Source organism: Martinezella sp. CNPSo 3964, assembly GCF_057784375.1.
In genome coordinates, this window is the sequence record NZ_JBXSOW010000007.1 from 53465 (window position 1) to 77164 (window position 23700).

At 61.7% G+C, this 23700-nt stretch carries 19 protein-coding genes; 9 read left to right on the top strand and 10 right to left on the bottom strand.

From position 1 onward, the window contains the following. Positions 1-17: 17 nt before the first annotated feature. Genes AC13Q5_RS21300 through AC13Q5_RS21310 form a run of 3 tightly spaced genes read right to left on the bottom strand, consistent with a single transcriptional unit; the run spans position 18 to position 5281 of the window. Positions 18-2228, bottom strand: a complete 2211-nt coding sequence (locus AC13Q5_RS21300) for a 3-hydroxyacyl-CoA dehydrogenase NAD-binding domain-containing protein (protein ID WP_488503058.1) — start codon at positions 2226-2228, stop codon at positions 18-20. A gap of 12 nt (positions 2229-2240) precedes the next feature. Continuing rightward, positions 2241-3449, bottom strand: coding sequence for an acetyl-CoA C-acetyltransferase (locus AC13Q5_RS21305; protein ID WP_075855262.1), 1209 nt, complete (start codon positions 3447-3449; stop codon positions 2241-2243). Between the two features lie 35 nt (positions 3450-3484). Continuing rightward, complete coding sequence (locus AC13Q5_RS21310; RefSeq protein ID WP_488503059.1) at positions 3485-5281, bottom strand: acyl-CoA dehydrogenase C-terminal domain-containing protein; 1797 nt, start codon at positions 5279-5281, stop codon at positions 3485-3487. A gap of 485 nt (positions 5282-5766) precedes the next feature. Between AC13Q5_RS21310 and AC13Q5_RS21315 the strand changes: the two genes are divergently transcribed. The 3 genes from AC13Q5_RS21315 to AC13Q5_RS21325 all read left to right on the top strand — a co-directional run bounded on the left by AC13Q5_RS21315 (position 5767) and on the right by AC13Q5_RS21325 (position 11471). Then, positions 5767-9453: a peptidoglycan-binding protein gene (locus AC13Q5_RS21315; RefSeq protein WP_488503060.1), complete on the top strand. Its 3687-nt coding sequence runs from the start codon at positions 5767-5769 to the stop codon at positions 9451-9453. Between the two features lie 288 nt (positions 9454-9741). Next, a complete protein-coding gene (locus tag AC13Q5_RS21320; protein ID WP_075855480.1) occupies positions 9742-10665 on the top strand; it encodes a sulfite exporter TauE/SafE family protein in 924 nt (307 codons plus the stop codon). Continuing rightward, positions 10662-11471, top strand: coding sequence for a TIGR02186 family protein (locus AC13Q5_RS21325; RefSeq protein WP_488503061.1), 810 nt, complete (start codon positions 10662-10664; stop codon positions 11469-11471). Before AC13Q5_RS21320 ends, AC13Q5_RS21325 begins: the two co-directional genes overlap by 4 nt. 149 nt (positions 11472-11620) lie before the next feature. On the opposite strand, the gene pdeM is transcribed toward AC13Q5_RS21325, so the two are convergent. Together pdeM and AC13Q5_RS21335 are read right to left on the bottom strand one after the other, a co-directional pair. Beyond that, positions 11621-12358, bottom strand: coding sequence for a ligase-associated DNA damage response endonuclease PdeM (gene pdeM, locus AC13Q5_RS21330; protein ID WP_488503062.1), 738 nt, complete (start codon positions 12356-12358; stop codon positions 11621-11623). Positions 12359-12412: 54 nt separating this feature from the next. Next, entirely contained in the window at positions 12413-14923 is a 2511-nt protein-coding gene (locus AC13Q5_RS21335) for a ligase-associated DNA damage response DEXH box helicase (protein WP_488503063.1), read from the bottom strand. A 281-nt stretch (positions 14924-15204) separates the two neighbouring features. Between AC13Q5_RS21335 and AC13Q5_RS21340 the strand changes: the two genes are divergently transcribed. Both AC13Q5_RS21340 and AC13Q5_RS21345 read left to right on the top strand, forming a co-directional pair. Then, complete coding sequence (locus AC13Q5_RS21340) at positions 15205-15708, top strand: RrF2 family transcriptional regulator (RefSeq protein ID WP_488503064.1); 504 nt, start codon at positions 15205-15207, stop codon at positions 15706-15708. A 30-nt stretch (positions 15709-15738) separates the two neighbouring features. Then, entirely contained in the window at positions 15739-16200 is a 462-nt protein-coding gene (locus tag AC13Q5_RS21345; protein ID WP_457878718.1) for a carboxymuconolactone decarboxylase family protein, read from the top strand. Positions 16201-16418: 218 nt separating this feature from the next. Here AC13Q5_RS21345 and AC13Q5_RS21350 read toward each other — a convergent pair whose 3' ends face one another. Further along, on the bottom strand, positions 16419-17459 hold the full coding sequence (locus tag AC13Q5_RS21350) for a glutamine synthetase beta-grasp domain-containing protein (RefSeq protein ID WP_488503065.1): 1041 nt from the start codon (positions 17457-17459) through the stop codon (positions 16419-16421). 444 nt (positions 17460-17903) lie between these two features. On the opposite strand from AC13Q5_RS21350, the gene AC13Q5_RS21355 reads away from it, so the two are divergent. After that, positions 17904-18095, top strand: coding sequence for a DUF2735 domain-containing protein (locus AC13Q5_RS21355; protein WP_075855272.1), 192 nt, complete (start codon positions 17904-17906; stop codon positions 18093-18095). A 9-nt stretch (positions 18096-18104) separates the two neighbouring features. On the opposite strand, the gene AC13Q5_RS21360 is transcribed toward AC13Q5_RS21355, so the two are convergent. Next, positions 18105-18740: a YitT family protein gene (locus tag AC13Q5_RS21360; protein WP_075855273.1), complete on the bottom strand. Its 636-nt coding sequence runs from the start codon at positions 18738-18740 to the stop codon at positions 18105-18107. 107 nt (positions 18741-18847) lie between these two features. Then, the gene (locus tag AC13Q5_RS21365; protein WP_488503066.1) at positions 18848-19792 is read right to left on the bottom strand and encodes a class I SAM-dependent methyltransferase; all 945 of its coding nucleotides are present in this window, start codon (positions 19790-19792) and stop codon (positions 18848-18850) included. A 266-nt stretch (positions 19793-20058) separates the two neighbouring features. Between AC13Q5_RS21365 and AC13Q5_RS21370 the strand changes: the two genes are divergently transcribed. The 3 genes from AC13Q5_RS21370 to AC13Q5_RS21380 are packed head-to-tail and all read left to right on the top strand — an operon-like array spanning position 20059 to position 22196. After that, positions 20059-20325, top strand: coding sequence for a DUF6460 domain-containing protein (locus tag AC13Q5_RS21370; protein WP_075855275.1), 267 nt, complete (start codon positions 20059-20061; stop codon positions 20323-20325). 1 nt (position 20326) lies between these two features. After that, positions 20327-20830, top strand: coding sequence for a CAP domain-containing protein (locus AC13Q5_RS21375; RefSeq protein WP_075855276.1), 504 nt, complete (start codon positions 20327-20329; stop codon positions 20828-20830). A 16-nt stretch (positions 20831-20846) separates the two neighbouring features. Further along, a complete protein-coding gene (locus AC13Q5_RS21380) occupies positions 20847-22196 on the top strand; it encodes an MATE family efflux transporter (protein WP_488503067.1) in 1350 nt (449 codons plus the stop codon). Here AC13Q5_RS21380 and AC13Q5_RS21385 read toward each other — a convergent pair. Next, a complete protein-coding gene (locus tag AC13Q5_RS21385; protein ID WP_488503068.1) occupies positions 22172-23260 on the bottom strand; it encodes a quinone-dependent dihydroorotate dehydrogenase in 1089 nt (362 codons plus the stop codon). The two genes, AC13Q5_RS21380 and AC13Q5_RS21385, sit on opposite strands and share 25 nt — an antisense overlap. Then, positions 23257-23613 carry a DUF952 domain-containing protein gene (locus AC13Q5_RS21390; protein WP_457878722.1) on the bottom strand — a complete coding sequence of 119 codons (357 nt, stop codon included), beginning with the start codon at positions 23611-23613 and terminating at the stop codon, positions 23257-23259. Before AC13Q5_RS21390 ends, AC13Q5_RS21385 begins: the two co-directional genes overlap by 4 nt. Positions 23614-23700: the final 87 nt, after the last annotated feature.

The window sequence follows — 23700 nt, forward strand, 5'->3', positions numbered from 1 at the left end:
ACCAGATGGCTGCTGGCTCAAGCTGCCTTCGCGACGCGGTAGGGATCGAAACGCCCGTAGAAGGTCTCGCCCTTCGCCGCCATGTCCTTCAGCAGCGCGGTCGGCTGGAAATGCGGGCCGTAGGCGGCTGCCAGCTTCTCGCAGAGCTCGACGAAAGCCTTGACGCCCATGCCGTCGATGTAGGACAGCGCGCCACCAGTATAGGGCGCAAAACCGAAGCCGAGGATGGAGCCGACATCGGCCTCGCGCGGATCGGTGACGATGCCTTCCTCGATGGTGCGCGCTGCCTCGAGCGCGATGGTGGCGAGGAAGCGCTGCTTCAGCACGGCGACATCGACATCATCGGCCTTCTTCTGCGGATAGAGATCCTTGAGGCCCGGCCAGAGCGACTTCTTCGCCGGCTTCGGCGGATAGTCGTAGAAGCCCTTGGCATTCTTTCGGCCCAGACGTCCCTCACGCTCCACCAGACCGGTGACGAGCTGCATGTGACGTGGGTCGACCGCCTTCTCGCCGAGATCGGCGACTGTCGCCTTCAGGATCTTGTAGGAAAGATCAATGGCGACTTCGTCGTTCAGCGCCAGCGGTCCGACCGGCATGCCGGCCATCTTGGCGGCATTCTCGATCATGGCAGCGGGCACGCCTTCGATCAGCATGTCATAGGCTTCGTGGATATAGCGGAAGACGCAGCGATTGACGAAGAAGCCACGGGTGTCGTTGACGACGATCGGCGTCTTCTTGATGGCGGCGACATAGTCGAGCGCGACGGCGAGCGCATGATCGCCGGTCTCCTTGCCGAGAATGACTTCGGTCAGCATCATCTTCTCGACCGGCGAGAAGAAGTGGACGCCGATGAAATCGGCCGGGCGCTTGGAATTCTTCGCGAGCCCGGTGATCGGCAGCGTCGAGGTATTGGAGGCGAAGACCGCGCCAGCGGGCAGCACGGCTTCGACAGCCTCGATGACGGCCTTCTTGACTTCGCGATCCTCGAACACAGCCTCGATGACGAGATCGGCATCCTTCAGATCGGCATAATCGGCCGACGGCGTGATACGGGAAAGCAGGGCTGAACCCTCATCTTGCGTCAACCTCCCCTTACCGATCGAATCCTTGACCAGCCCCTCGCCGACACCCTTGCCCTTCGTCGCGGCTTCGATATCGCGGTCGATGAGCGTGACGGGAATGCCGGCGGCGGCGGTAACATAGGCAATGGATGCGCCCATGAAACCGGCGCCGACGACGCCGATCTTCTTCAGCTCCGTCTTCGGCTGGCCTGCAGGGCGGCGAGCGCCCTTGCCGAGTTCCTGCATGGAGATGAACAGCGAGCGGATCATCGAATAGGCTTCGGTGGTCTGCAGCACATGGGTGAAATAGCGCTGCTCGATCTTCAGGCCGGTATCGAAGGGAACCTGCAGGCCTTCATAGACGCATTTGAGGATGGCGAGTGCAGCGGGATAATTACCCGATGTTTCGCGGCGCAGGATGGCGGGTGCTGCCGGCCAGAGCTGGGCTGCGGCAGGCGTCCAGATGCCGCCGCCTGGTGCCTTGAAGCCCTTTTCATCCCAGGGGGCGACGGGCTTCAGGCCGTCCTTGATCATCTGCTTGGCGGCGGAGATCAGCTGGTCCGGCTCGACCACCTGATGCACGAGGTTCATCGCCTTGGCGCGGGCTGCCGTCAGCGACTGGCCCGTCGTCATCATCTGCAGCGCCGACTGAGCATCCGTCAGGCGCGCGATACGCTGCGTGCCGCCGGCACCGGGGAAGATGCCGACCTTGACCTCAGGCAGCGCGATCTTGACGCTCTTGGCGCTTGACGCGACGCGACCGTGGCACGCCAGCGACAGCTCGAAAGCGCCGCCCATGCAGGTGCCGTTGATGGCCGATACCCATGGCTTGCCGCAGGTTTCGAGCTTGCGGAAGAGGCCGGTCATGCGTCCGACGAGATCGAAGAGCTTCTTCGCGGCCGCGGCCGGGTCCTTCGCTTTCTCATCCTGATAGAAGGAGAACATGGACTTGATCATCGAGAGATCGGCACCACCGGAGAAGGAGGACTTGCCCGACGTGAAGACCACGCCCTTGACGGCGGCATCGGCGACGGTCGTGTCGATGATGGCGTTCAGCTCTTCGAGGATTTCGGCGGTGAAGACGTTCATGGACTTGCCGGGCATGTCCCAGGTGACGAGCGCGATACCGTCTGCGTCGGTCTCAACGGTGAAATTTGTGTAAGCCATTGGTTTCCCTCCTCAGACGCGTTCGACGATCGTGGCGGTACCCATGCCGGCGCCGATGCAAAGCGTGACCAGCGCGGTGTTGAGATCGCGGCGTTCCAGTTCGTCAAGCACTGTGCCGAGGATCATCGCGCCGGTCGCGCCGAGCGGATGGCCCATGGCGATCGCGCCGCCATTGACGTTGATCTTGTCATGCGGAATTTCGAATGCCTGCATGTAGCGCAGCACGACTGCGGCGAAGGCTTCGTTCAGCTCGAAAAGATCGATATCGGCAAGCGTCATGCCGGTGCGCTTCAAGAGCTTTTCGGTGACGTCGACCGGGCCGGTCAGCATTAGCGCCGGGTCGGAACCGATATTGGCGAAGGCCCTGATGCGGCCGCGCGGCTTCAAGCCCATGCTCTCACCGCCCGCCTTGGAGCCGAGCAGCACGGCAGCGGCACCATCGACGATGCCGGAGGAATTGCCGGCGTGATGGACGTAGTTGATGCGCTCGACTTCCGGATGCGCCTGAATGCCGACAGCCTCGAAGCCGCCCATCTCGCCCGGCATCTGGAAGGACGGGTTGAGGGAGGCGAGCGCCTGCATATCGGTGCCGGGACGCATATGCTCGTCGCGGTCGAGAATGGTCAGGCCGTTGATGTCCTTCACCGGAATGACCGAATTCTTGAAGTAGCCCTTTTCCCAGGCATTGGCCGCGCGCCTCTGGCTCTCGACGGCATAGGCGTCGACATCATCGCGCGAGAAGCCGTATTTGGTGGCAATAAGATCGGCCGATACGCCCTGCGGCATGAAATAGGCCGGGAAGTTGACCGAGGGATCCATGAACCATGCGCCGCCGGACATGCCCAGGCCGACGCGCGACATGCTTTCGACACCGCCGGCGATGACGATATCATCGGCACCTTGCGCGATCTTCGCCGCGCCGAAATTCACGGCATCGAGGCCCGAGGCGCAGAAACGGGAAATCTGCATGCCGGGGGCCTTGGTGGAATAGCCTGCCTCGAAGGCGGCACCTCTCGGGATGACAGCGCCGGCTTCCATGACCGGATCGACGCAGCCCATGATGATGTCGTCAACCGTCTCGGTGTCGAGGCCGTTGCGGTCGCGGAGTGCCTCAAGCGTCTTGGCGGCAAGGCGAACGGAGGGCACTTCGTGCAGCGACCCATCCTTCTTGCCGCGCCCGCGCGGCGTGCGCACGTGGTCGTAAATGAAAACCTCGGTCATGTGTCATCTCCCTGCAGCGGCAAGCGCCGCCTTGATCAAAAGGCTTCCGCCGCCAGTTCCATCATCGTGTCGGCGCCGGTTTCGATGCGGGCCTTGCGCAATGCCGTTTCCGGCATGATGCGCTCCATGTAGAACCGCGCCGTGACAAGCTTGTTCTTCAGATAATCCTCGCGCGCGGTATCGCCGCTTGCAAGGCCATCCTGCGCCGCCTTCGCCATCTTCGCCCACATATAGCCGAGGACGACGAGGCCGAAGAGGTGCATGTAGTCGGTCGAGCCGGCGCCGGCGTTGTCGGGCTTGGCCATGGCGTTCTGCATGAACCACATGGTCGCGGCCTGCACGTCGTTCAAGCCCTTCTTCAGATGCTTGGTGAAGAAAACCATCTGCTCGTCGTTGCGGTTTTCCTCGCAGAAATCGCCGATTTCCTTGAATAGAGCCATGACGGCGCGGCCACCGTTCAGCGCCAGCTTGCGGCCGACGAGATCGAGCGCCTGGATGCCGTTGGCGCCTTCATAGATCATGGCGATGCGGGCATCGCGGACATACTGGCTCATGCCATGCTCTTCGATATAGCCATGGCCGCCGAAGACCTGCTGCGCCATGACAGCATGTTCGAAGCCCTTGTCGGTCATGACGCCCTTAAGGATCGGCGTCGCGAGGCCAAGAATATCGTCTGCAGCCTGACGGTCCTTTTCGTCCGGGGAGCGATGGGCGATATCGGACTTCAGCGCCGTCCAGAGCAGAAAGGCGCGGCCGGCCTCGTTGAAGGCGCGGATCGTCATCAGCGAGCGGCGGATATCGGGGTGGACGATGATCGGATCGGCCTTCTTGTCCGGCGCCTTCGGGCCGGAAAGCGAGCGGCCCTGGATGCGTTCGCGGGCATAGTTGGCGGCATTCTGATAGGCGATTTCGGCGATGGAGAGACCCTGCAGGCCGACGCCAAGGCGTGCCTCATTCATCATCACGAACATGGCGTTGAGGCCCTTGTTCTCGGCGCCGATCAGGAAGCCGGTGGCTTCGTCATAGTTCATGACGCAGGTGGCGTTGCCGTGAATGCCCATCTTGTGCTCGATGGCACCACAGGAGACCGGATTGCGCGCGCCGAGCGAACCGTCTTCCTTGACGAGGAACTTCGGCACGATGAACAGCGAAATGCCCTTGGTGCCCTCAGGCGCACCTTCGATGCGGGCAAGGACGAGATGGACGATATTATCCGTCATGTCGTGCTCGCCGGCGGAAATGAAAATCTTCTGGCCGGAGATCTTGTAGCTGCCGTCGGCTTGCGGCACCGCCTTGGTGCGCAGGAGGCCGAGATCGGTGCCGCAATGCGGCTCGGTAAGGTTCATGGTGCCGGACCAGCTGCCCTCGACCATCTTGGGCAGATAGGTCTGCTTCTGTTCATCGGAGCCGTGAACGAGGATCGCTGCGATCGCGCCCTGCGTTAGGCCCGGATACATCATCAACGACATGTTGGCGGCGGAGGTATATTCGCCGACGGCGCAGTGCAGCACATAGGGAAGCCCCTGCCCGCCGAATTCTTCCGGCACGGCAAGACCCAGCCAGCCGCCCTCGCGATAGGCGCGATAGGCTTCTTTGAAGCCCTTCGGCGTCGACACCGTGCCATCGTCATGGCGCACACAGCCTTCCTGATCGCCCGAGTAGTTCAGGGGGAAAAGCACCTCTTCCGACATCTTGGCCGCCTCGCCTACGATCGCCTCGATCATGTCTGGCGTCGCATCGGCATAACCCGGAAGATTGTTGTAGCGCTCCAGCCCGAGCACATCGTTCAGGACGAAGAGCGTATCGTTCACGGGGGCCTTGTAGACTGGCATTTCTCGAATTCCTCCAATTCGTCGCCGGACCTTTAGATTCCGGCCACTGTCATACTCTTACAAAATATTGACGTTTGCGTAAACGTCAAATTTGTGAGGCGCGCTGAAATTTTGGTGAAGCCGATGCGGGGTAGCGTGCCGCACGTGACCGACATCCCTTCATTCACCCAAGTAACGCGGCGCTGCCTGCGCGCAAGAATATCAGGCTGCGGGACAGCAGAACCGAAATAAAAGGTTAAAGATTTCCGCCAAACTTAACGAGTTGTTTACCACGTTTCGTGAATTGTACGAGTTGAGCAGCAGTGCTTCGCGTTTCTTCAACTTATGCTTGGATCGCGCGCTGGTTTTGCGGCTTCGTTTGAGGAAAGCCAATACATTTATCCCTTTCCGAACGGCGGGATGCAGACAGGGCGGCGATGCAGCAACGTCTTCTTCCGTCAGCATGACGGCCCGGGGTGGTCCATAGTTCAAGGCGAGCAAAAGATATGAGCGGATCGCGATCAAATCCTACCGGTACGGGCGACTGGACGTCGCTGGATGCTCTGAGCCGCACGATCGAGGGACTGGAGGCACGCATCGAAGGGCTGATGGGAACCGCCGCCGCGCGCGATACACGCCAGCGCGTCGCTGTCGGCTATGCGCCTGCCCCCGAGCGAGCCGCACCGGAGCGGATGCCGTCCCGCCCCGAACGCGAGCAGCATGCCAGTCGCCCCTATGAGCGCCCGCTGCGCAACGACCGGCAGGAAAGTGACCTTCGCTCCGACCCGCTTGCCGAAATCCGTCAGCGCCAGCGCACGCTGGAAGCGAACCGCGAGCGTCTGCAGGCGCGGCGCGAGGAAATCGCGCATGCGGAACCGCAACCAGTGCGGCGCCCCGTCGACAACTACCCGCAGCGCCAGCCGATGCGCGCTGCTGTCGCCTCCGAAGCCCCGGTCGATATCGCCCAGGCACTCGTCAACCTTCGTCAGGATCTCAAGCGCGACATCGCCGAGAGCGTGACCCGCGAAGTCACCGCGCTGCGCGCCGAAATCCGCGATATCCGCGAAAACACAGAGGACAAGCATTTCGTCGCCGATGTCCGCGAAGACATGGCCCGGCTTGCCGACAGCATCAACCAGCTCGCCGGCCAGCCGGAAACCATTGGTCTGAAAGCCGAGTTCGACGAGCTACGCTCGCTGATGGACGGTCTCGCCCGTGAAGAGTCGCTGCACCATGTCGAGCGCCAGGTGAAGGCTATCGACACGTCGGGCCTGCAGGACGAGCTCGTTTCGCTGGCCTATCGCCTCGATGACATCAAGCAGCATCTCGGCGGCATGAACGACAGCCCGGCCGTGCACGCGCTGGAAACCAAGCTGCTGACGATCGCAACCGCGATGGAAAGCCTCGGCTCGATGATGCAGCCGCAAGACCAGGCCATGCAGCGGCTGGAAGGACGCCTCAGCGGCCTTGCCGACCAGATCGACCTGATGAGCCGCGATGCGGGCCGCCGCCAGCCCGCCGACGATCTTTCAGGCCGTCTCGAAGCGCTTGCCATGCGCATCGATGAACTCGGCAGCGCCAAGGCCGTCGCCCGCCTTGAAGAGCGGCTGGATCAGCTTTCGCATCTGATGGAGCGGTCGCAGAAGGCCGCACCGCAGCCGGAACTCGTCACCTATCTCGCCGATATCTCCCACAAGATCGACGCGCTGGAACATGGCTCGGTCGGCAACGCGCTGGCGGACCGGCTGGATTATCTCGCCCGCCGCATCGACGAGATCGATTTCCATCCGGCAGCGTCGGCTGCAAGCTTTGACGACAGCATGGCGCGCCGGCTCGAAGGCCGCCTCTCCGACATCGCGGCCCGGCTGGAAGCGAGCACCGCAGCACCGCCGACGGATACGCAGGCGCTGCGCAATCTTGAAGAGCAGATCGCCCATCTCTCGACATTGCTGACTGCCGAGCCGCGGGCCGCTGCCGATCATCTGCCCCCGGATTTCGATCGCCGGATGAGTGCGATCGAAGACTATATGGCGACCAACGACGAATACATCATCGAGGCGGCCCGTCATGCGGCGGAAACCGTCGTCGAAGCCTATTCGCGCGAAGGCGGCATGGGCCACGGTGCGCAGCCGGCCGACATGGCCGCGTTGACGGCGCTTGCCGAGGACCTCCGCCATCTCGAAGACCTCAGCCGCGCCAGCGACGAACGCACGCACCGCACGTTCGAGGCGCTGCACGACACGCTGCTTCAAATCGCCGACCGGCTCGACCACATGGAACAGCGCAAGCCGGCGCCTGCCATGCCTGCAGCTGCCTTCGAAAGCGACGTCTTCGCGGAAGAGGATGCTCCGGCGTTGAAGCCGCCGATGGCAGCACAGCAGAAAGCTGGTCCCATCATCCGCACGGTTGCGCCCGCCGACGCCTCGGTTTCCGCCGAAGTCGCGGTCGCACAGGCGATCGACGCCAATACGAAGGCTGAAATCAAGGCTGCTGCCAAGAAGAGCGGCAAGACCAGCCTGTTTGCCAGCCTCGGCAAGCGTTTCTTCATGCCGGAAAAGGCCGAGCCGATCTTTCCGCCGGACCGCCCCGTCATCGAGCAGGCTCCGTCGATCGATCCCGCCGACGTGATGCCCGGCGAAGAGGCCAACGAGCTGCTGGAACCGGGTTCCGGCGCGCCTGACATCAAGAAGATCCTGGAGCGCGTGCGCGCCAGCCAGAACACGTCGCGGAGCGGAAATGCCCGTCAACCGACCGAAAACGAGCGGGCCGATTATATTGCGGCCGCCCGACGCGCGGCGCAGGCCGCCGCCATGGAAGTCGACCAGACGCAGCGCTCGGCTCCTGCCTCCAAGAAGGACGCCAAGAAGGGCGGCGCGTTCTCGCGCTTCCGTCGGCCGATCCTGCTTGCATTAGGCGCCGTCATGCTCGCCATCATGGCCTATCCGCTGGCAAACACACTGACGCGGGGTCAGAAAGCACCGCCCCCAGCCCAAGTGTCGACGATGGTCGCGCCTGCGGACAGCGCCGCGACCAATACCGTCGTCGCCAATGTGAACCCCGTCGCCAGCAATCAGCAGCCTGCTGCAAATCAGGCCGCTGCACCCTCGGCCTCCACGACGGAGACGGCGGAAGCCCAGCCGGCGCCTACAGCCATCGATCCCGCCGCCGCTCCGGCAAATGATCGCCTGACGGCAGCGACCCCGCTCGACGGCAACCAGACGGCAAGCGAAGCCCTGGCCCCTGCCGGCAGCGCACCCACACAGCAGGCCACCGCCTTTGTTCAGACGGACAATACGGCCGCCGCAACTCCTGCTGCCGCACCGGCAGCACCGGAGATTGCGGTGCCTGACGGCATCCAGCCGCCGTCACTCGTCGCCGCCGCCAAATCGGCCGATCCGGTTGCGCTCTTCGAAATCGGCGCCCGCTATACGGATGGTCGCGGCGTTGCGGCCGACATGAAGCAGGCAGCGAGCTGGTATCAGCTTTCGGCCGATAAAGGCTATGCCCCCGCCCAGTATCGCCTCGCCAGCATGTACGAGAAAGGCAACGGTGTCGATCGCGACCTCGTCAAGGCCAAGCAGTATTACGAGCAGGCGGCCAACCAGGGCAATGCCAGCGCCATGCACAATCTCGCGGTTCTCTACGCCTCGGGTACAGCAGGACCGCAGGATTACGATAGCGCGGCAAACTGGTTCATCCGCGCCGCCGATCTTGGCGTCTCCGACAGCCAGTTCAACCTCGCGATCCTCTATGCGCGCGGCAACGGCGTGAAACAGGACCTGCAGGAATCCTACAAATGGTTCGCCATCGCCGCAAAGAGCGGCGACAAGGACGCCGCCCAGAAACGTGACGAAGTCGCCAACGCCATGAAGCCGGCCGATCTCGAAAGCGCCCGCGCCAAGGTCGACCTCTGGAAAGTGCAGCCGGCCGACCCGAAGACCAACGGCACCGACATCCCCGACGAATGGACCACCGGCAAGGGCGTGAACACAGCCTCCATCGACATGAAGAAGGCGATCCGCAACATTCAGGCCATCCTCAACAAGAATGGCTTCGACGCTGGCGCGCCCGACGGCGCCATGGGGGACAAGACGGTCACCGCCCTGAAGAGCTTCCAGAAGTCTGTCGGTCTGCCGGCAGACGGACGGGTCACCGATCAGGTCGTCAAGGAGCTGCTCGCCCGCAACAAGTAGGGCCAGGATCTCGTGTGAAAGCGATCAATCGACATGCCGGCGCGACGACGCCGGCATTTTGTTTAGGAAGCTCAAGACTGCCGCATCCCCTGCCGGTGCCGGCCACGCCGCTATGCAGCGTCACAGAAAAGTGGAAAAACGCGGATTAAAGTAAAACCGGCAATTCGAAAACTGTGGCAGTGCGACCTTTCCTAAGGCTCTGGCAATGATTTCAGATTAGAATCCGCCGTTTAAGGGGAAATGGGCTTCGGTCACCGCGCCGAAAAAGCCTGCAAATGGGAACAAGGCGTGACGATCTATCTGCCGATCGCAGAATTGTCGGTGAATATTTTCATTATTCTCGGCATGGGGGCAGCCGTAGGGTTTCTCTCCGGCATGTTCGGCGTTGGTGGCGGCTTTCTCATCACGCCTCTTCTGATTTTCTACAATATCCCGCCGGTCGTTGCCGTCGCCACCGGCTCCAATCAGGTCGTCGCCTCCTCGGTATCGGGCGCGCTCAGCCACTTTCGCCGCGGCTCGCTCGACCTGAAGCTGGGCGCGATCCTACTTGCCGGCGGTTTGGCAGGGGCGACGTTTGGCCTCTGGCTGTTCGTGCTTTTGCGAAGGCTCGGTCAGATCGACCTGATCATTTCGCTGATCTACGTGCTCCTGCTCGGCACGGTAGGTTCGCTGATGCTGTGGGAAAGTGTGCGGGCGATGCGCCGCGCGGCCGGCAAACTGCCTCCGGCAACCGGCAAGCCGCGCCATCATAACTGGGTACAGCGGCTGCCGTTAAAACTGCGTTTCAAGAAGTCCAAGCTCTATCTCAGCGCCATTCCGGTGATCGGCCTCGGCTTCTTCGTCGGCATGCTGACGCCGATGGGTATTGGCGGTGGCTTCATCCTCGTGCCTGCCATGATCTATCTGCTGCGCGTTCCGACCAATGTGGTCGTCGGCACCTCGCTCTTCCAGGTCATTTTCGTCACCGCGTTCACGACCATCGTCCAGGCAGCCACCAACTATTCCGTCGACATCATCCTGGCCTTCCTGCTAATGGTAGCCGGCGTCATCGGTGCACAATACGGCGTTCGCGTCGGCCAGAAGCTGCGCGGCGAACAATTGCGTGCGCTCCTCGGCCTCCTCGTCCTTGCCGTCGGCCTTCGCCTCGTCGTTACACTCGTAATCACCCCCGCCGACATCTACTCGGTCATCATGGAAGGGGTGAGCCGATGAGAATGTCCGGACTGCTTATCGCCGCCGCATTGCTGCTCACTCCGTTCTTGGCACAGGCGCAGGTGCTGCTCGATCAGCCCACGACCTCGACCACGGCGCGGGAGACGATGGAGATCGGCACCTCGACGAGCGAGATCGCCATCACCTCGGATTTCACCGGCGCGGATCTGACGATTTTCGGAGCACTTTCCAATACCGACCAGCTGCTTCTGGCGATCGGCCAGTATGACATTGTCGTTGTGCTGGAAGGCCCGCGCGAAAACGCAACGGTGCGCCGGAAAGAGCGCGTCTTCGGCATATGGGTTAACACCCGCTCGATGACGTTCGAGCATGTGCCGGAAGCCTATTCGCTGTCGAGCACGCGCGCCGTTGACAACATCACCACGCCGCTCGAGCTCAGCGATCGCGGCATCGGCGTCGACCATATTCCGCTGGCGCCCATTGGCTTCGTCGGCAATGTCGGCGATGTTCCGGAATTCCGCGACGCCTTCCGGCGCCTGCAGAAGTCAGGCGGGCTCTATGAGAGCGATCCCGCCGGCGTCCGCTTCGTCAGCTCGTCGCTCTTCAAGGCGACGCTCAGGGTCCCGGCCGATGTGCCGAACGGGGTGCATACGGTACGTGCTTATCTCTTCAAGAGCGGCAAGTTCCTGAGCGAGAAATCGCTGCCGCTGCGGGTCATTAAGACTGGCATCGAGCAGATGATCACGGATGCGGCACATCAGCGGCCAATTACCTATGGCATTTTCTCCGTGTTGCTGGCCCTCGTCACCGGCTGGGGCGCGAGCTTCATCTTCCGGAAGAACTGATCAGCCGCCTTTCCGGCGATTGACGATCTCAAGATAGGCTTCGGTCAAGCATGGTGCGGTGGCTCTACGATGCGAGCCGGTGAAAGTCGCCTGAAAATGATCGCGCAATTGCAGACGAAAAGCCGCTGCACACCTCTGCGCAACATGCTCTAGGCCGAGAGATTGCCGAAGCGGACGGAGTAGATGCGGTCGCGGCCGAGCAGGTGCGCGATCAGGCTTTCCCGCGCAAAAAGACCGGCCATGGCCTTGTGGCGCAGGTCGAGGCCGCCGGTCATCACGCCGAAGGCTGGCATCAGCAGCCGGGCGCCATCCGTTGCGAAGCATGGGCGGCGCACCGATTTTTCCCGGCGCCGAACGGTGGCGGCGGGATGCAGATGACCGGCAATTTCGCCCGCGTGCTGCCCCGCTCTCGGTTCGTGACGGAAGGTCAGGCCGCCGTAGTGCATCTCGTCGACCGAATGGCCGGGGAGATCGACCGTGCCATCCGGATCGTGATTGCCATTGATCCAGATCCATTCGCGACCGCGGGCCATGCTGACGATGAGGCTTCGAAACTCCTCAGGCAGATGCTGCGACCCGACCCGGTCATGGAAATTGTCGCCGAGAGAAACCACAAGTTTCGGATCGTAGCGGCCGATGACGGCAGAAAGAACGGTGAGCGTCGCCAGCGTATCATAGGGCGGCAGCATCATGCCGCGACGGGCGAAAGCCGCCCCCTTCTCCAGGTGCAGATCTGAGACGACGAGAATGCCGGCATCGGGCAGATAAAGCGCGCCGAGGGGATCGCAGACGGCGGCAACGCCCTGAACGGCGGTCTCGACGCCTGACGTGGCCGTCGCACCGTTTCCCTGTCCGTTCATGTCTCGCGCCAGCGCCAAGCGGTGCATCACCTTGATCGTCTACCTTCGTCGTCCATTTCGCATGATCTCACGGGATCATACCTATTCCATCGCCTCGCGGATCAGATCGTCAGCCGCTTCCGCAAGCAGGGAATCGTGCGCCTCGCCCGGCACCGGCACCTTGCCGATTTCCAGCATCACCGGTACGGCGAGCGGGGAGATATGATCCAGCGCGCGATGGGTGATATGGCCCTTGATTCGCTTCAGCATATCCGCAAGTCGGCCAATATCCAAAAGCCCGGTCGCCGCATCCTGCCTCGTTGCCTGCAGCAGGATATGGTCGGGTTCGTGGCTGCGCAGCACGTCATAGATCAGATCGGCCGAAACGGTCACCTGCCGGCCGGTCTTTTCCTTGCCGGGATGCCGGCGCTCGATCAAGCCGGCAATCACGGCGCAATTGCGGAAGGTGCGCTTCAACAGGAAGGATTCGTCGAGCCAGGCTTCGAGATCGTCCCCGAGCATATCCTCGTCGAAGAGGTCGGAGAGGCTGAGATGGCCGTTGGCGATCATCAGCCCCATATCCTCCAATCCCCAGATGCCGAGCGAGTAATCGGTCGCGACGAAGCCCATCGGCTTGGCGCCGGCGCGCTCGAGCCTTCGGGTCAGGAGCATGCCGAGCGTCTGGTGCGCCAGCCTGCCCTCGAACGGATAGGCGACGAGGTAAGCGCGGCTGCCGCGCGGGAAAGTCTCGATGAGGAATTCGTCGCGCTTCGGCAGCAGCGACTTCTCTTTTTGAATTTCCAGCCAGTCGCGCACCTGGTCCGGCAGGCGGTGCCGCCGGTCGGGATCGGCAATCATCGCCCGCACCTGATCGGCGAGGTAGGTGGAGAGCGGAAACTTGCCGCCGGCATAGGAGGGGATTTTCGGGTCCAGCGAGAAGGCCTGCGACGCCAGGCACTCGCTCTCGCGAATGCCTTCGAAGCGCAGAACCTTGCCGGAAAAGAGGAAGGTGTCGCCGGGTGCCAGCTGCTCGACGAAATACTCCTCGACCTTGCCGAGCGGTGCGCCGCCTCGTCCAAGTGAGCCCAGCGCATTGCGCTTCACCAGGCGGATGTTCAGCATCGCCTCTTCGACGATCGTGCCGAGGTTCAGGCGATATTGCTGGGCGACCTGAGGATTGGAGACGCGCCAGCGCCCATCCGCAGTCTTGCGGATGCGGGCATAGCGCTCATAGGTCCGGAGCGCATAGCCGCCGGTGGCGACAAAATCGACGATGCGCTCGAAGGTTTCCCAGGAAAGCTCGGCATAGGGAGCGGCACTCTGCACCTCATCATAAAGCTCCAGCATGTCGAAGGGCTCGGCGCACGCCATGCCGAGCACATGCTGGGCGAGCACATCGAGCGCGCCGGCGCCGATCGGCGGCGTATCCTGCGCGCCGATGTAATTGGCATCCAGCGCCGCCTGGCATTCCATGACCTCGAAGCGATTGGCCGGCACCAGGATCGCCTTCGACGGCTCGTCCATACGGTGATTGGCGCGGCCGATGCGCTGGGCAAGGCGGCTGGCACCCTTGGGCGCGCCGACATGGATGACGAGATCGACATCGCCCCAGTCGATGCCGAGATCAAGCGTCGAGGTGGCGACGACGGCGCGCAGCCGATTTTCCGCCATGGCTGCTTCCACCTTGCGGCGCTGGCCGACATCGAGCGAGCCGTGATGCAGGGCGATCGGCAAGTTATCGTCATTGGCCGACCACAGCTCCTGAAACAGCATTTCGGCCTGGGAGCGCGTGTTGACGAAAAGGAGCGTCGTGCGATGCGCCTTCAGCTCGCGATAGATATCCGGGATCGCATATTTGGCGGAGTGGCCGGACCAGGGGATGCGCTCCTCCGTCGACAGGATCGAAATATCAGGCTTGGCGCCCCCCTCGACGATGACGAGGCCGGCATGGCGTTCCTTTCCCGGCTCTTGCGCCACCAGCCATTTCTGCAGGTCCATGGGGTCAGCAACCGTCGCCGAAAGGCCGATGGTCTGGACGCGCGGCGCCAGCTTGCGGATGCGAGCAAGGCCGAGCGACAGCATATGGCCGCGCTTGGAGGTGACGAGCGAATGCAGCTCGTCGAAGACGATGTATTTCAGATCCTTGAAGAAGCGCTCGGCCTCGCGATTGGCGAGCAGCAGCGCCACCTGCTCCGGCGTCGTCAGCAGGATATCGGGCGGATTGAGCTTCTGCCGCTGCCGCTTGCCGCTCGGCGTATCACCGGTGCGGTTCTCGACCGATACAGGCAGACCCATTTCCGAAACAGGCTTCATCAGGTTACGCTCGATATCGACCGCGAGCGCCTTCAGCGGGGAAATGTAGAGCGTATGGATGCCGGTAAAGGCCGAGCCCGGCGGGATCTTGCCGCGGCGCGTGAGGTCCGTCAGCGACGGCAGGAAGCCGGCGAGCGTCTTGCCCGCACCTGTGGGCGCAATCAGCAGCGTGCTTTCGCCTGCCTCGGCGCGGCCCAGCAGCTCCAGCTGATGGGCACGCGGCTGCCAGCCCTTTTCCGCAAACCAGCGGAGGAAAGGGGCAGGCAAGGCAAGAGGGTGTGCAGCGTCGATGTGGTCCACGGGGTAAATGTAATGGATATGCGGCGGATGAGAAGCGGGGAGGTTTAGAGAAGCACAACGATGGGCAGCACGTTCTTTCACCAAGACCGCCTTAGGTCCATCGGCTTCCATCCGCACCGTCATCCTCGGGTCAAGCCCGAGGATGATGGAACCCTCTTCTGGTGCCAGTCATAACCGGGCATTTCGCGCTCATCCGCCAAATAATAACACTATCCGCATTCCTCACTTGACTCCCACGATAATCATAGATAAAAAATATCCATAATTAGAGGGGCACGAAGATGAAACTCGGAGACGGCGTCGAACAATCCATCCATTGCGTCAGCATGCTGGCGGGATTGTCTCAAGGCGGCGTGCTTTCTGCGGCTGCACTTGCCGAATTTCACGGCATCTCGGTCAGCTATCTCTTGAAGCATCTGCAGGCGCTTTCGGGCGCCGGCATTCTCGACACCGTGCCGGGGCCGAAGGGCGGCTACCGGCTGGCGCGCAAGCCGGAGGAGATCACACTGCTTGACATCGTGCTGGCCGCCGAAGGTCCGGCGCCTGCCTTTCGCTGTTCGGAAATCCGCCAGCGCGGTCCGAACCCGCTGGAAGGGCTCTATTTCGTCAAGCCCTGCGGCATCAATGCCGCCATGCTGGCGGCCGAACGTGTTTACCGCGCAGAACTCGCCAAGACCACCATTGCCGACATTCTGACCGATCTTAGAGAGACGGACACGGATGGCGGAATTGCCGCGAGAGGCTGCGCCTTTCTCGAGCTTCATGAACGCAAGACGAAAAACTGAACCGAAAGACCCGAACCCAAGGAGAAGACCATGCATCCCCGTTTCAATTTTGCCAAAGCTTCGCCCGACTCCTACAAGGCCGTTACCGCGCTCGAAAACTTCGTCCAGAGCAGTGGCCTGGAGCGCCGCTTCATCCATCTCATCAAGCTTCGCGCCTCGCAGATCAACGGCTGCGCCTATTGCGTCGACATGCACGTGAAGGAAGCCCGGCACGACGGTCTCAGCGAGCAGTGGATCAACCTGATGTGCGTCTGGTGGGAATCGCCCGTCTATGACGATCGCGAACGTGCCCTGCTGCGCTGGGTCGACTCGGTCACCAAGATCGCCCAGACCGGCATTCCGGATTCCGACTATGAGCCGCTGAAGCAGCATTTCAGCGAAGAAGACATCGTCAAGATCACGGTGGCGATCGGCACGATCAACATCTGGAACCGCCTCGCCGTCGGTTTCCGCGCACTGCATCCGGTGGACGCGGCGAATAAGGCTGCTTGAGCTTGGTTTCTCTGAACGTGCTGTATGCCTGAATGCGCCTCTTGAGCTCCGTCATCCTCGGGCTTGACCCGAGGATGACGGAGTCCGGAGTTGGCAGCAGGCCTAGGAGAGTCTGGGCGACAGCCGCTGCTTGATAACCTCAAAACGAAAAACGCGGGGCCGAAACCCCGCGTCATTCATCGACTTTCCTGTGCTTGACAAGCCAAGCGCGAAAACAATCAGGCAGCTTCAGAAGCGAAACCAGCCGTCGGAACTTCTGAGATGGTCTTCAGAACCTGGGAAGCGATCTGGTAGGGGCAACCCTGAGAGTTCGGACGACGATCTTCGAGGTAGCCCTTGTAATCGTTCTTGATGAACGAGTGCGGGACACGGATCGAAGCGCCACGGTCGGCAACGCCGTAGCTGAACTTGTTCCACGGAGCAGTTTCATGCTTGCCGGTCAGGCGCATGTGGTTGTCCGGGCCGTAGACCGCGATGTGGTCGTGCAGATTCTTGTCGAACTGAGCCATCAGCGCTTCGAAATAGGCCTTGCCGCCGACTTCGCGCATGAACTTGGTGGAGAAGTTGCAGTGCATGCCGGAGCCGTTCCAGTCGGTGTCGCCGAGCGGCTTGCAGTGGAACTCGATGTCGATGCCGTACTTTTCGCACAGACGCAGCAGCAGGTAGCGAGCCATCCAGATCTGGTCGGCGGCGCGCTTGGAGCCCTTGCCGAAAATCTGGAATTCCCACTGACCCTTGGCCACTTCGGCATTGATGCCTTCATGGTTGATGCCTGCTTCCAGGCAAAGGTCGAGGTGCTCTTCAACGATTTCGCGAGCGACATCGCCGACGTTCTTGTAGCCGACGCCGGTGTAGTACGGGCCTTGCGGAGCCGGATAGCCGGATTCCGGGAAGCCGAGCGGACGGCCGTCCTTGTAGAAGAAGTATTCCTGCTCGAAGCCGAACCATGCGTCTTCATCGTCGAGGATGGTCGCGCGGCTGTTGGATTCATGCGGGGTGACGCCATCCGGCATCATGACTTCGCACATGACGAGCGCGCCGTTCGTACGGGCCGGGTCCGGATAGATGGCGACGGGCTTCAGCACGCAATCGGAGCTGCGGCCTTCGGCCTGCATCGTCGACGAACCATCGAAGCCCCAAAGCGGAAGCTGCTCGAGCGTCGGAAATGCGTCGAATTCCTTGATCTGCGTTTTACCGCGCAGGTTCGGTACTGGGGTATATCCGTCGAGCCAGATGTACTCGAGCTTAAACTTCGTCATTACGCACCTCATAACAGTTAATCAGGCGAAGTAGGAAAACTTGGCCGGCGCGCCCGCCGGAAAATTCCTCACTACGAACGGCTGCCGAGGGAGATGCATTTGCCGTGCCAAATCGCATCGACACCTGGCTCGTCAGGTGAGATTTTTATGAATCAGTCATGTTCGGGCAAGATTTCCGGGCGCCAACCATCGGATTCTTTTTCAAATCGCCTGCGTCGTTCCAACGGAGCTGACAAGATGTCGCAGGCTTGTCGTCCCCGGGAATGGATCAGAAAACCAGCAGATCAAAGAAACGGCATCGACCGCACGATTGTCGAATTGCCTATAATTTCATCATTTAGCATTTTTTTTAAGCGGAATGGTGATCTTTGCCTTCGGCTTTGCTATATATGAGCTGTCTCTTGAAGCGCGCCCGCTTGAACACCAAAAAGGGAGAGACAACGAATGGCAATCGGTACCCGGCACGAAACCGCAAAGATCTATCAGTTTCCCGTCACGGCCCGCTCCACGGCGGTCAGCCAGCGTCCGAAGGTGAACCTCACCCCGGATATCGGCCCGACCATTGCGACGGCTGCATTCGACAGCTGGTATCACGAAGCTGCGATCGTCGAATCCGACGAGACCCGCAAGCAGTAAGCCTCAGCTTTACAGCGCTATGTAGCGATCCGAGCGATGATTGATCGCGACGAAGAGGTTGAGCGCGATTGCGCCGATGACAGAGCAGATGACCACCGGAGGTGTGGTCACCGCGAAAGCAACAGCAAGCACGCATAGATCGATTGCCAGCTGTACCAGCCCTGCCCTGACACCAAAACGTTCCTGCAGATAAATCCCAAGAATGCCGACGCCGCCGAGACTGGCGCGATGACGATAGAGCGCGAGCAGCCCGAAGCCGAGCAGGATGCCGCCGAGAAGCGCCGACCACAGCGCATTGATATGCGCGACATCGAAGAGCAACGGCTGCACATTGGTCAGCAGCGAGGTCAACGTGATGGCGATGAAGGTCTTGACGGTGAAGACCGTGCCGAGCTGCTTCAGCGACAGATAGAAGAACGGCAGATTGACCACGAAGAAGGCCAGGCCGAAGTTCACGCCGATCGCATAATGCAGAAGGAAGGCAATCCCGGCGGTGCTGCCGGTCAAGAGGCCTGCGCTCGAGAGGCAGAACAGCCCCAGCGACGAAATCAGACTGCCGGAGACGATGCCCTGAACATCCTCAATCCACGAATGCCGGGTCGCGGAAGTATTCCAGACGCCAAATGCGCTCTTTGCGTTCGCCATGTGCTTTCCCCTGGGTTTCCAGGCTTTTTGCTGAAAGCGCCGATAACAATCAAGCGAAAATACGTAAGCAATGCTGACCTATTTTAAATTCGCAAGATTCGCAATCGTCAGGCCGATTTGTGGGTAATGAACAGAATGCCGTGGACCGGTTTTCCGCCATCCATGCGAATGACGCTGCGGGTGAGATCCAGCACCGTAAAGCCGTGGGCGGCCAAAATTTCTCTGACATAGGCCTCGGAGTGGGCGAACCGCAGGGAATCGCGCAGCACGTAACCGCCCGGCTGTTGCGCATCCTCGACGGAAAAGGCGAAGATTGCGTCATCAGTCGAAAGCTTGCGCACGATCGCCATCACGCCTTGCAGATTGCCGAGATACATCAGCACATCAGCAGCTGTCACCAGATCCGCGCGGCCGGCGGCAAGCCCTTCCTCAAACACGCCAGAGAGATCCGGCTCCAGAGACAGGTCGGCCTGGCCGAGATAGTCATAGACACTCTTCTCGGCCGCCTTGGCAAGCATGCCTTTCGATAGATCGTAGCCTTCGAGCCGATCGACGCGCGCGCGGATTTCCGGCCCGAGCAGCCCCGTGCCGCAGCCGAGATCGACGGCGAGGCGGAAATGGTTCGGGATACCGGCAGTCTCGGCAATCAGCGCCGCGAGCTTGCCGGGAACGGTATAGCCGAGCTTCTCGACCAGCGAGGTTTCGAAGCGATCGGCATAGTCGTCGAACAGTCGCTCAACATAGAGGCTCGGCGGCCGATCGGGCACCTCAGCGCCACCGAGAACCGCAAGCTTCAGGCGGGCGCCAAAGACATCACCTTCATCGAGCGCCAGCACCTCGTTCAGCGCTGCGATCGCGCCCGGCGCATCGCCGGCCTTCTCGCGATAGGTCGCAAGCGTGAACCAGCCGGCCGCCCAGCGAGGAACCAGCTCCAGCGCCTGCTCCATCAGTTCGGCAGCGCTTGCAGGCTCGCCGCTTTCGGCAAGCATCTTCGCATAATCGGCGCGACGGTCGGCGATGACATCGCCGGAGGAAAGCTGGCTCGGCAGCATGGGTTTCATCCTGTTTGACGCTCGCCTTTGAACGCGGCCATAAAAAAACTCAAGTCCTATTTCAGGCAGGCGCAAGAGCACTTCCGCTTTTCTTCGAATCGCGAAAGGGCTCTGCCTTGCTTCTTTCTGCATTCTGGATGGAAAACCGCTGCGCACTTTTCCTGGAAGTGCTTCAGTTTGGAGTGTAAGCCGGGCAAAAATGCTTGCGAGTCGCAGGTCCCGGCACTATTTCAACACCGACCGACTGCCATTATGGAGACGTCAGAATGTCCGATCAGGTGAACAGATTCCTTGGCGACTCGCCGGGCCGAACGCTGGTGAAGCTCGTCATCGTGTCGCTCGTCGTCGGCTTCGTGATGAAATTCTTCGGCTGGCGGCCGCTCGATTTCCTTTATGGCGTCCGCCGCTTCCTCACCGATCTCTGGCATAGCGGTTTCGCAGCACTCGGCGAGTTCGGTGATTATGTGCTGCTCGGCGCATCCATTGTCATTCCCGTCTTCATCATACTTCGTTTGTTCAATCACCGCAGCTGACATGACCTCCCAGACCCTGACCTTAACGCGCCGCGATGCGTTGCGCCTAGCCGCCCTTGCGCTCACCGCATCAGTCGCAAGCTGTGCGACGCCGCCGACCCATGTTTCCAATATACCGGCCAGCGACCAGACCGCCTCGGCCCTGCCGCTCGTCAATGCACTGCGCGCCAAGAACGGCCTGCCGCCCCTGAAAATCGACACGGCCGCCAGTGCCGCCGCTGTCTATCAGGCCCGGCGTATGGCGGATGCCGGCAAGATGGAACACCTGATCGGCCTCGGCGACGATTTCGGCAAGCGCGTCAAGGCAAGCGGCGTCAAGCTGCCGGCAGCCGAGAACATCGCCGAGGGACAGCACGACGTGAATGCCGCGGTGACGGCCTGGATCAATTCGCCGAAGCATTTGCACAACATGCTCGGCAAATATGATGGGCTTGGCGTCGCACTTGCGTCCACCCCCTCTTCCGGCGACAGGCCTTATTGGTCCATGGTGCTGTCCTCGAACTGAGGAGGCGCAAGGTCAAATGGATGTCCAGCAAGGGAGCGTAAGGGTTCTGCCCTTCGACGTGACACATCGGCTCGTGCTGTCGATCGCGCTTCCGATGACGCTTGGCTTCATGACGACACCGCTGCTCGGCCTTGTCGACACAGCCGTCGTCGGCCATATGGGACAGCCGGATGCGCTGGCAGGCCTGGCGATCGGCGCCGTGCTCTTCGACCTCCTCTTTGCCAGCTTCAACTTCCTGCGCGCATCGACGACGGGGCTGACCGCACAGGCCTATGGCCGCCACGATCGGCACGAGCAGCAGGCCGTCTTCTGGCGCGCCATCATCTCGGCGCTCGGCTGCGGCATCGTGATCGTGCTTCTGTCGCCGCTGCTGCTCTGGATCGGCATCAAGCTGATGGGACCGGAAGGCGGCATTGCCGACGCGACGCGCACCTATTTCTCCATCCGCATGCTCTCCGGCCCGGCAGCACTTGCCAATTACGCACTGCTTGGCTTCGTGCTCGGCCGCGGCCAGGGTCGTATCGGCCTCCTGCTGCAGACCGTTATCAACGGCGTCAACATCGTGCTCGCCATCCTGCTCGGGCTCCGTCTTGGCTGGGGTGTAGCCGGCGTTGCCTGGGGCACGCTGATCGGGGAAGCGAGCGGCATGCTGCTCGGGCTTTTCATCGTGCTGCGCGGCTTTGCCGGCGAAGAGCGGCCGGCACGCGCGGAGCTGCTTTCGCGCGCCAAGCTCACGCAGCTCTTCGCGCTCAACTGCGATATCCTGATCCGTACCTTCGTGCTGATCGGTGCCTTCACGCTGATGACGCGCATCGGCAACAGCTTCGGCGCCGTGATGCTGGCGGCCAATGCCGTGCTGATGAACTTCTTCTTGTTATCCGGCTATTATCTCGACGGGCTGGCAAACGCAGCCGAACAGATCACCGGCCGCTCCATCGGCGCCAATTATCGGCCGGCCTTCGAGCGCGGCTTGAAACTGACCGCGCTCTGGTCCTTCGGGTTGGCGCTTGCCGCCGCCATCTTCTTCTTCACTCTGGGACCAGCCCTGATCCGCCTGCTGACGACGTCCGAGGAGGTTCGCGCTGCGGCTGGGGCCTACCTGCCCTGGGCGGCGATCACCGGGCTGACCGGTGCCCTCGCCTTTTTGATGGATGGAGTCTTCATCGGCGCCACATGGTCGCGTGAGATGCGCAACAAGATGCTGCTTTCCTTCGGCGGCTATCTGATAGCGCTGGCCATTTTTGTGCCCACGCTCGGCAATCACGGCCTGTGGATAGCCATGAATACCTTCCTGCTGTTTCGCGGCATCTTCCTGGTAATGGGCCTGAAGAAGCGGGCGGATCAAACCTTCCGGTTCGCCCAGTAGTCCAGCTTGGCATCGCGCAGATCTCGGACTGAGCCGACACGCTCGCGATCGAGCAGCTTCGACAGGCCGGCAACGACCTGTCCCGGCAAACCCGGCCCTTCATAGACCATGCAAGAATAGAGCTGCACGAGATCGGCACCCGCCTTGATCTTTTCCAGCGCCGTCTCCGCCGACGACACGCCGCCGACGCCGATGATCGGCAGAGCCGCACCCACGCGGCGGCGCATCTTGGCAAGCACCGCGGTCGATTTTTCGAAGACCGGCTTGCCGGACAGGCCGCCTGCCTCTTTCGCCTGGCGCTGATCCTTCAAACCGTCGCGCGACAGCGTGGTGTTGGAGACGATCAATCCGTCAAGCGCATGCGACAGCACTTCCGCTGCAATATCGTCCATGCCCTCCTCCGTCAGATCCGGTGCGATCTTGAGGAAGACGGGAATGCGCTTGCCGGCCTTGACCGCTTCGTCGTCGCGGGCGGCAAGCACGGCCGACAGCAGGGCCGACAGGCTTTCGCGCGCCTGCAGATCGCGCAGGCCGGGCGTATTCGGCGAGGAGATATTGGCGGTGAAATAACGCGCCACGGAATAGAAGCGACGAATGCCGGCGACGTAATCGGCGATGCGGTCGACACTGTCCTTGTTGGCGCCGATGTTGACGCCGATGATGCCGCTGCCACGAATGGTTTTGAGCCGCTGCAGAGCTGCTTCATGACCCTCGTTGTTGAAACCGAGGCGGTTGATGACGCCTTCGTCCTCGACCAGGCGGAAGATGCGCGGACGCGGGTTGCCAGACTGCGCCTTCGGCGTCACCGTGCCGATTTCGGTAAAGCCGAAGCCGAGCTTCAGCAGCGCCTCCGGCACCTCGGCATTCTTGTCGTAGCCGGCGGCCATGCCGATCGGGTTGGCGAAATCGAGCCCGGCCACGGTCTGGCGCAGGCGGGGATCGGCACTGATGCGGCAGGCCGGAACCAGCCCCGATTTCAGCGCCGCTATCGACATGCCATGGGCGGTTTCCGGATCGAACAGGAACAGGCCGCGCCGGCCGAGATCGCGAAAGGCGCCGATCATTCCGCCATCTCCGGAAAGACGTGAGCGCCATCGTCGCCAATCGGCAGCGGCTTTTCCCAGATTACTGCGGAAAGCGGCAGCGGCGCATAGAGATGCGGGAAGAGATCGCCGCCGCGCGAGGGTTCGAAGACCAGCTTGTCGCCGAGCGCATCGCCGTCGACCGCCACCAGCAGCAGGCCGGTCTGCCCCGCGAAATAGAGCTCGGCAGTTTTCTTTGACTGTTTCGCGGTGGAAAGGTGAATATAGCCGTCGGTCAGATCGATCGCCGCGCCATGAAAAACGCCGGTTTGTCTGGCTTGCTGCCAGAGCGTGTCCGGCACGATCTTGTAAACCACTGGCATGGCGGTCATCATCCCTCTGTAAAGCTGTCCTGATAGGGCTTTGCACGAAAACATCAGCCGATGTCCACGGTTTCCGTGATGGATTTGGGGTTTAACGCA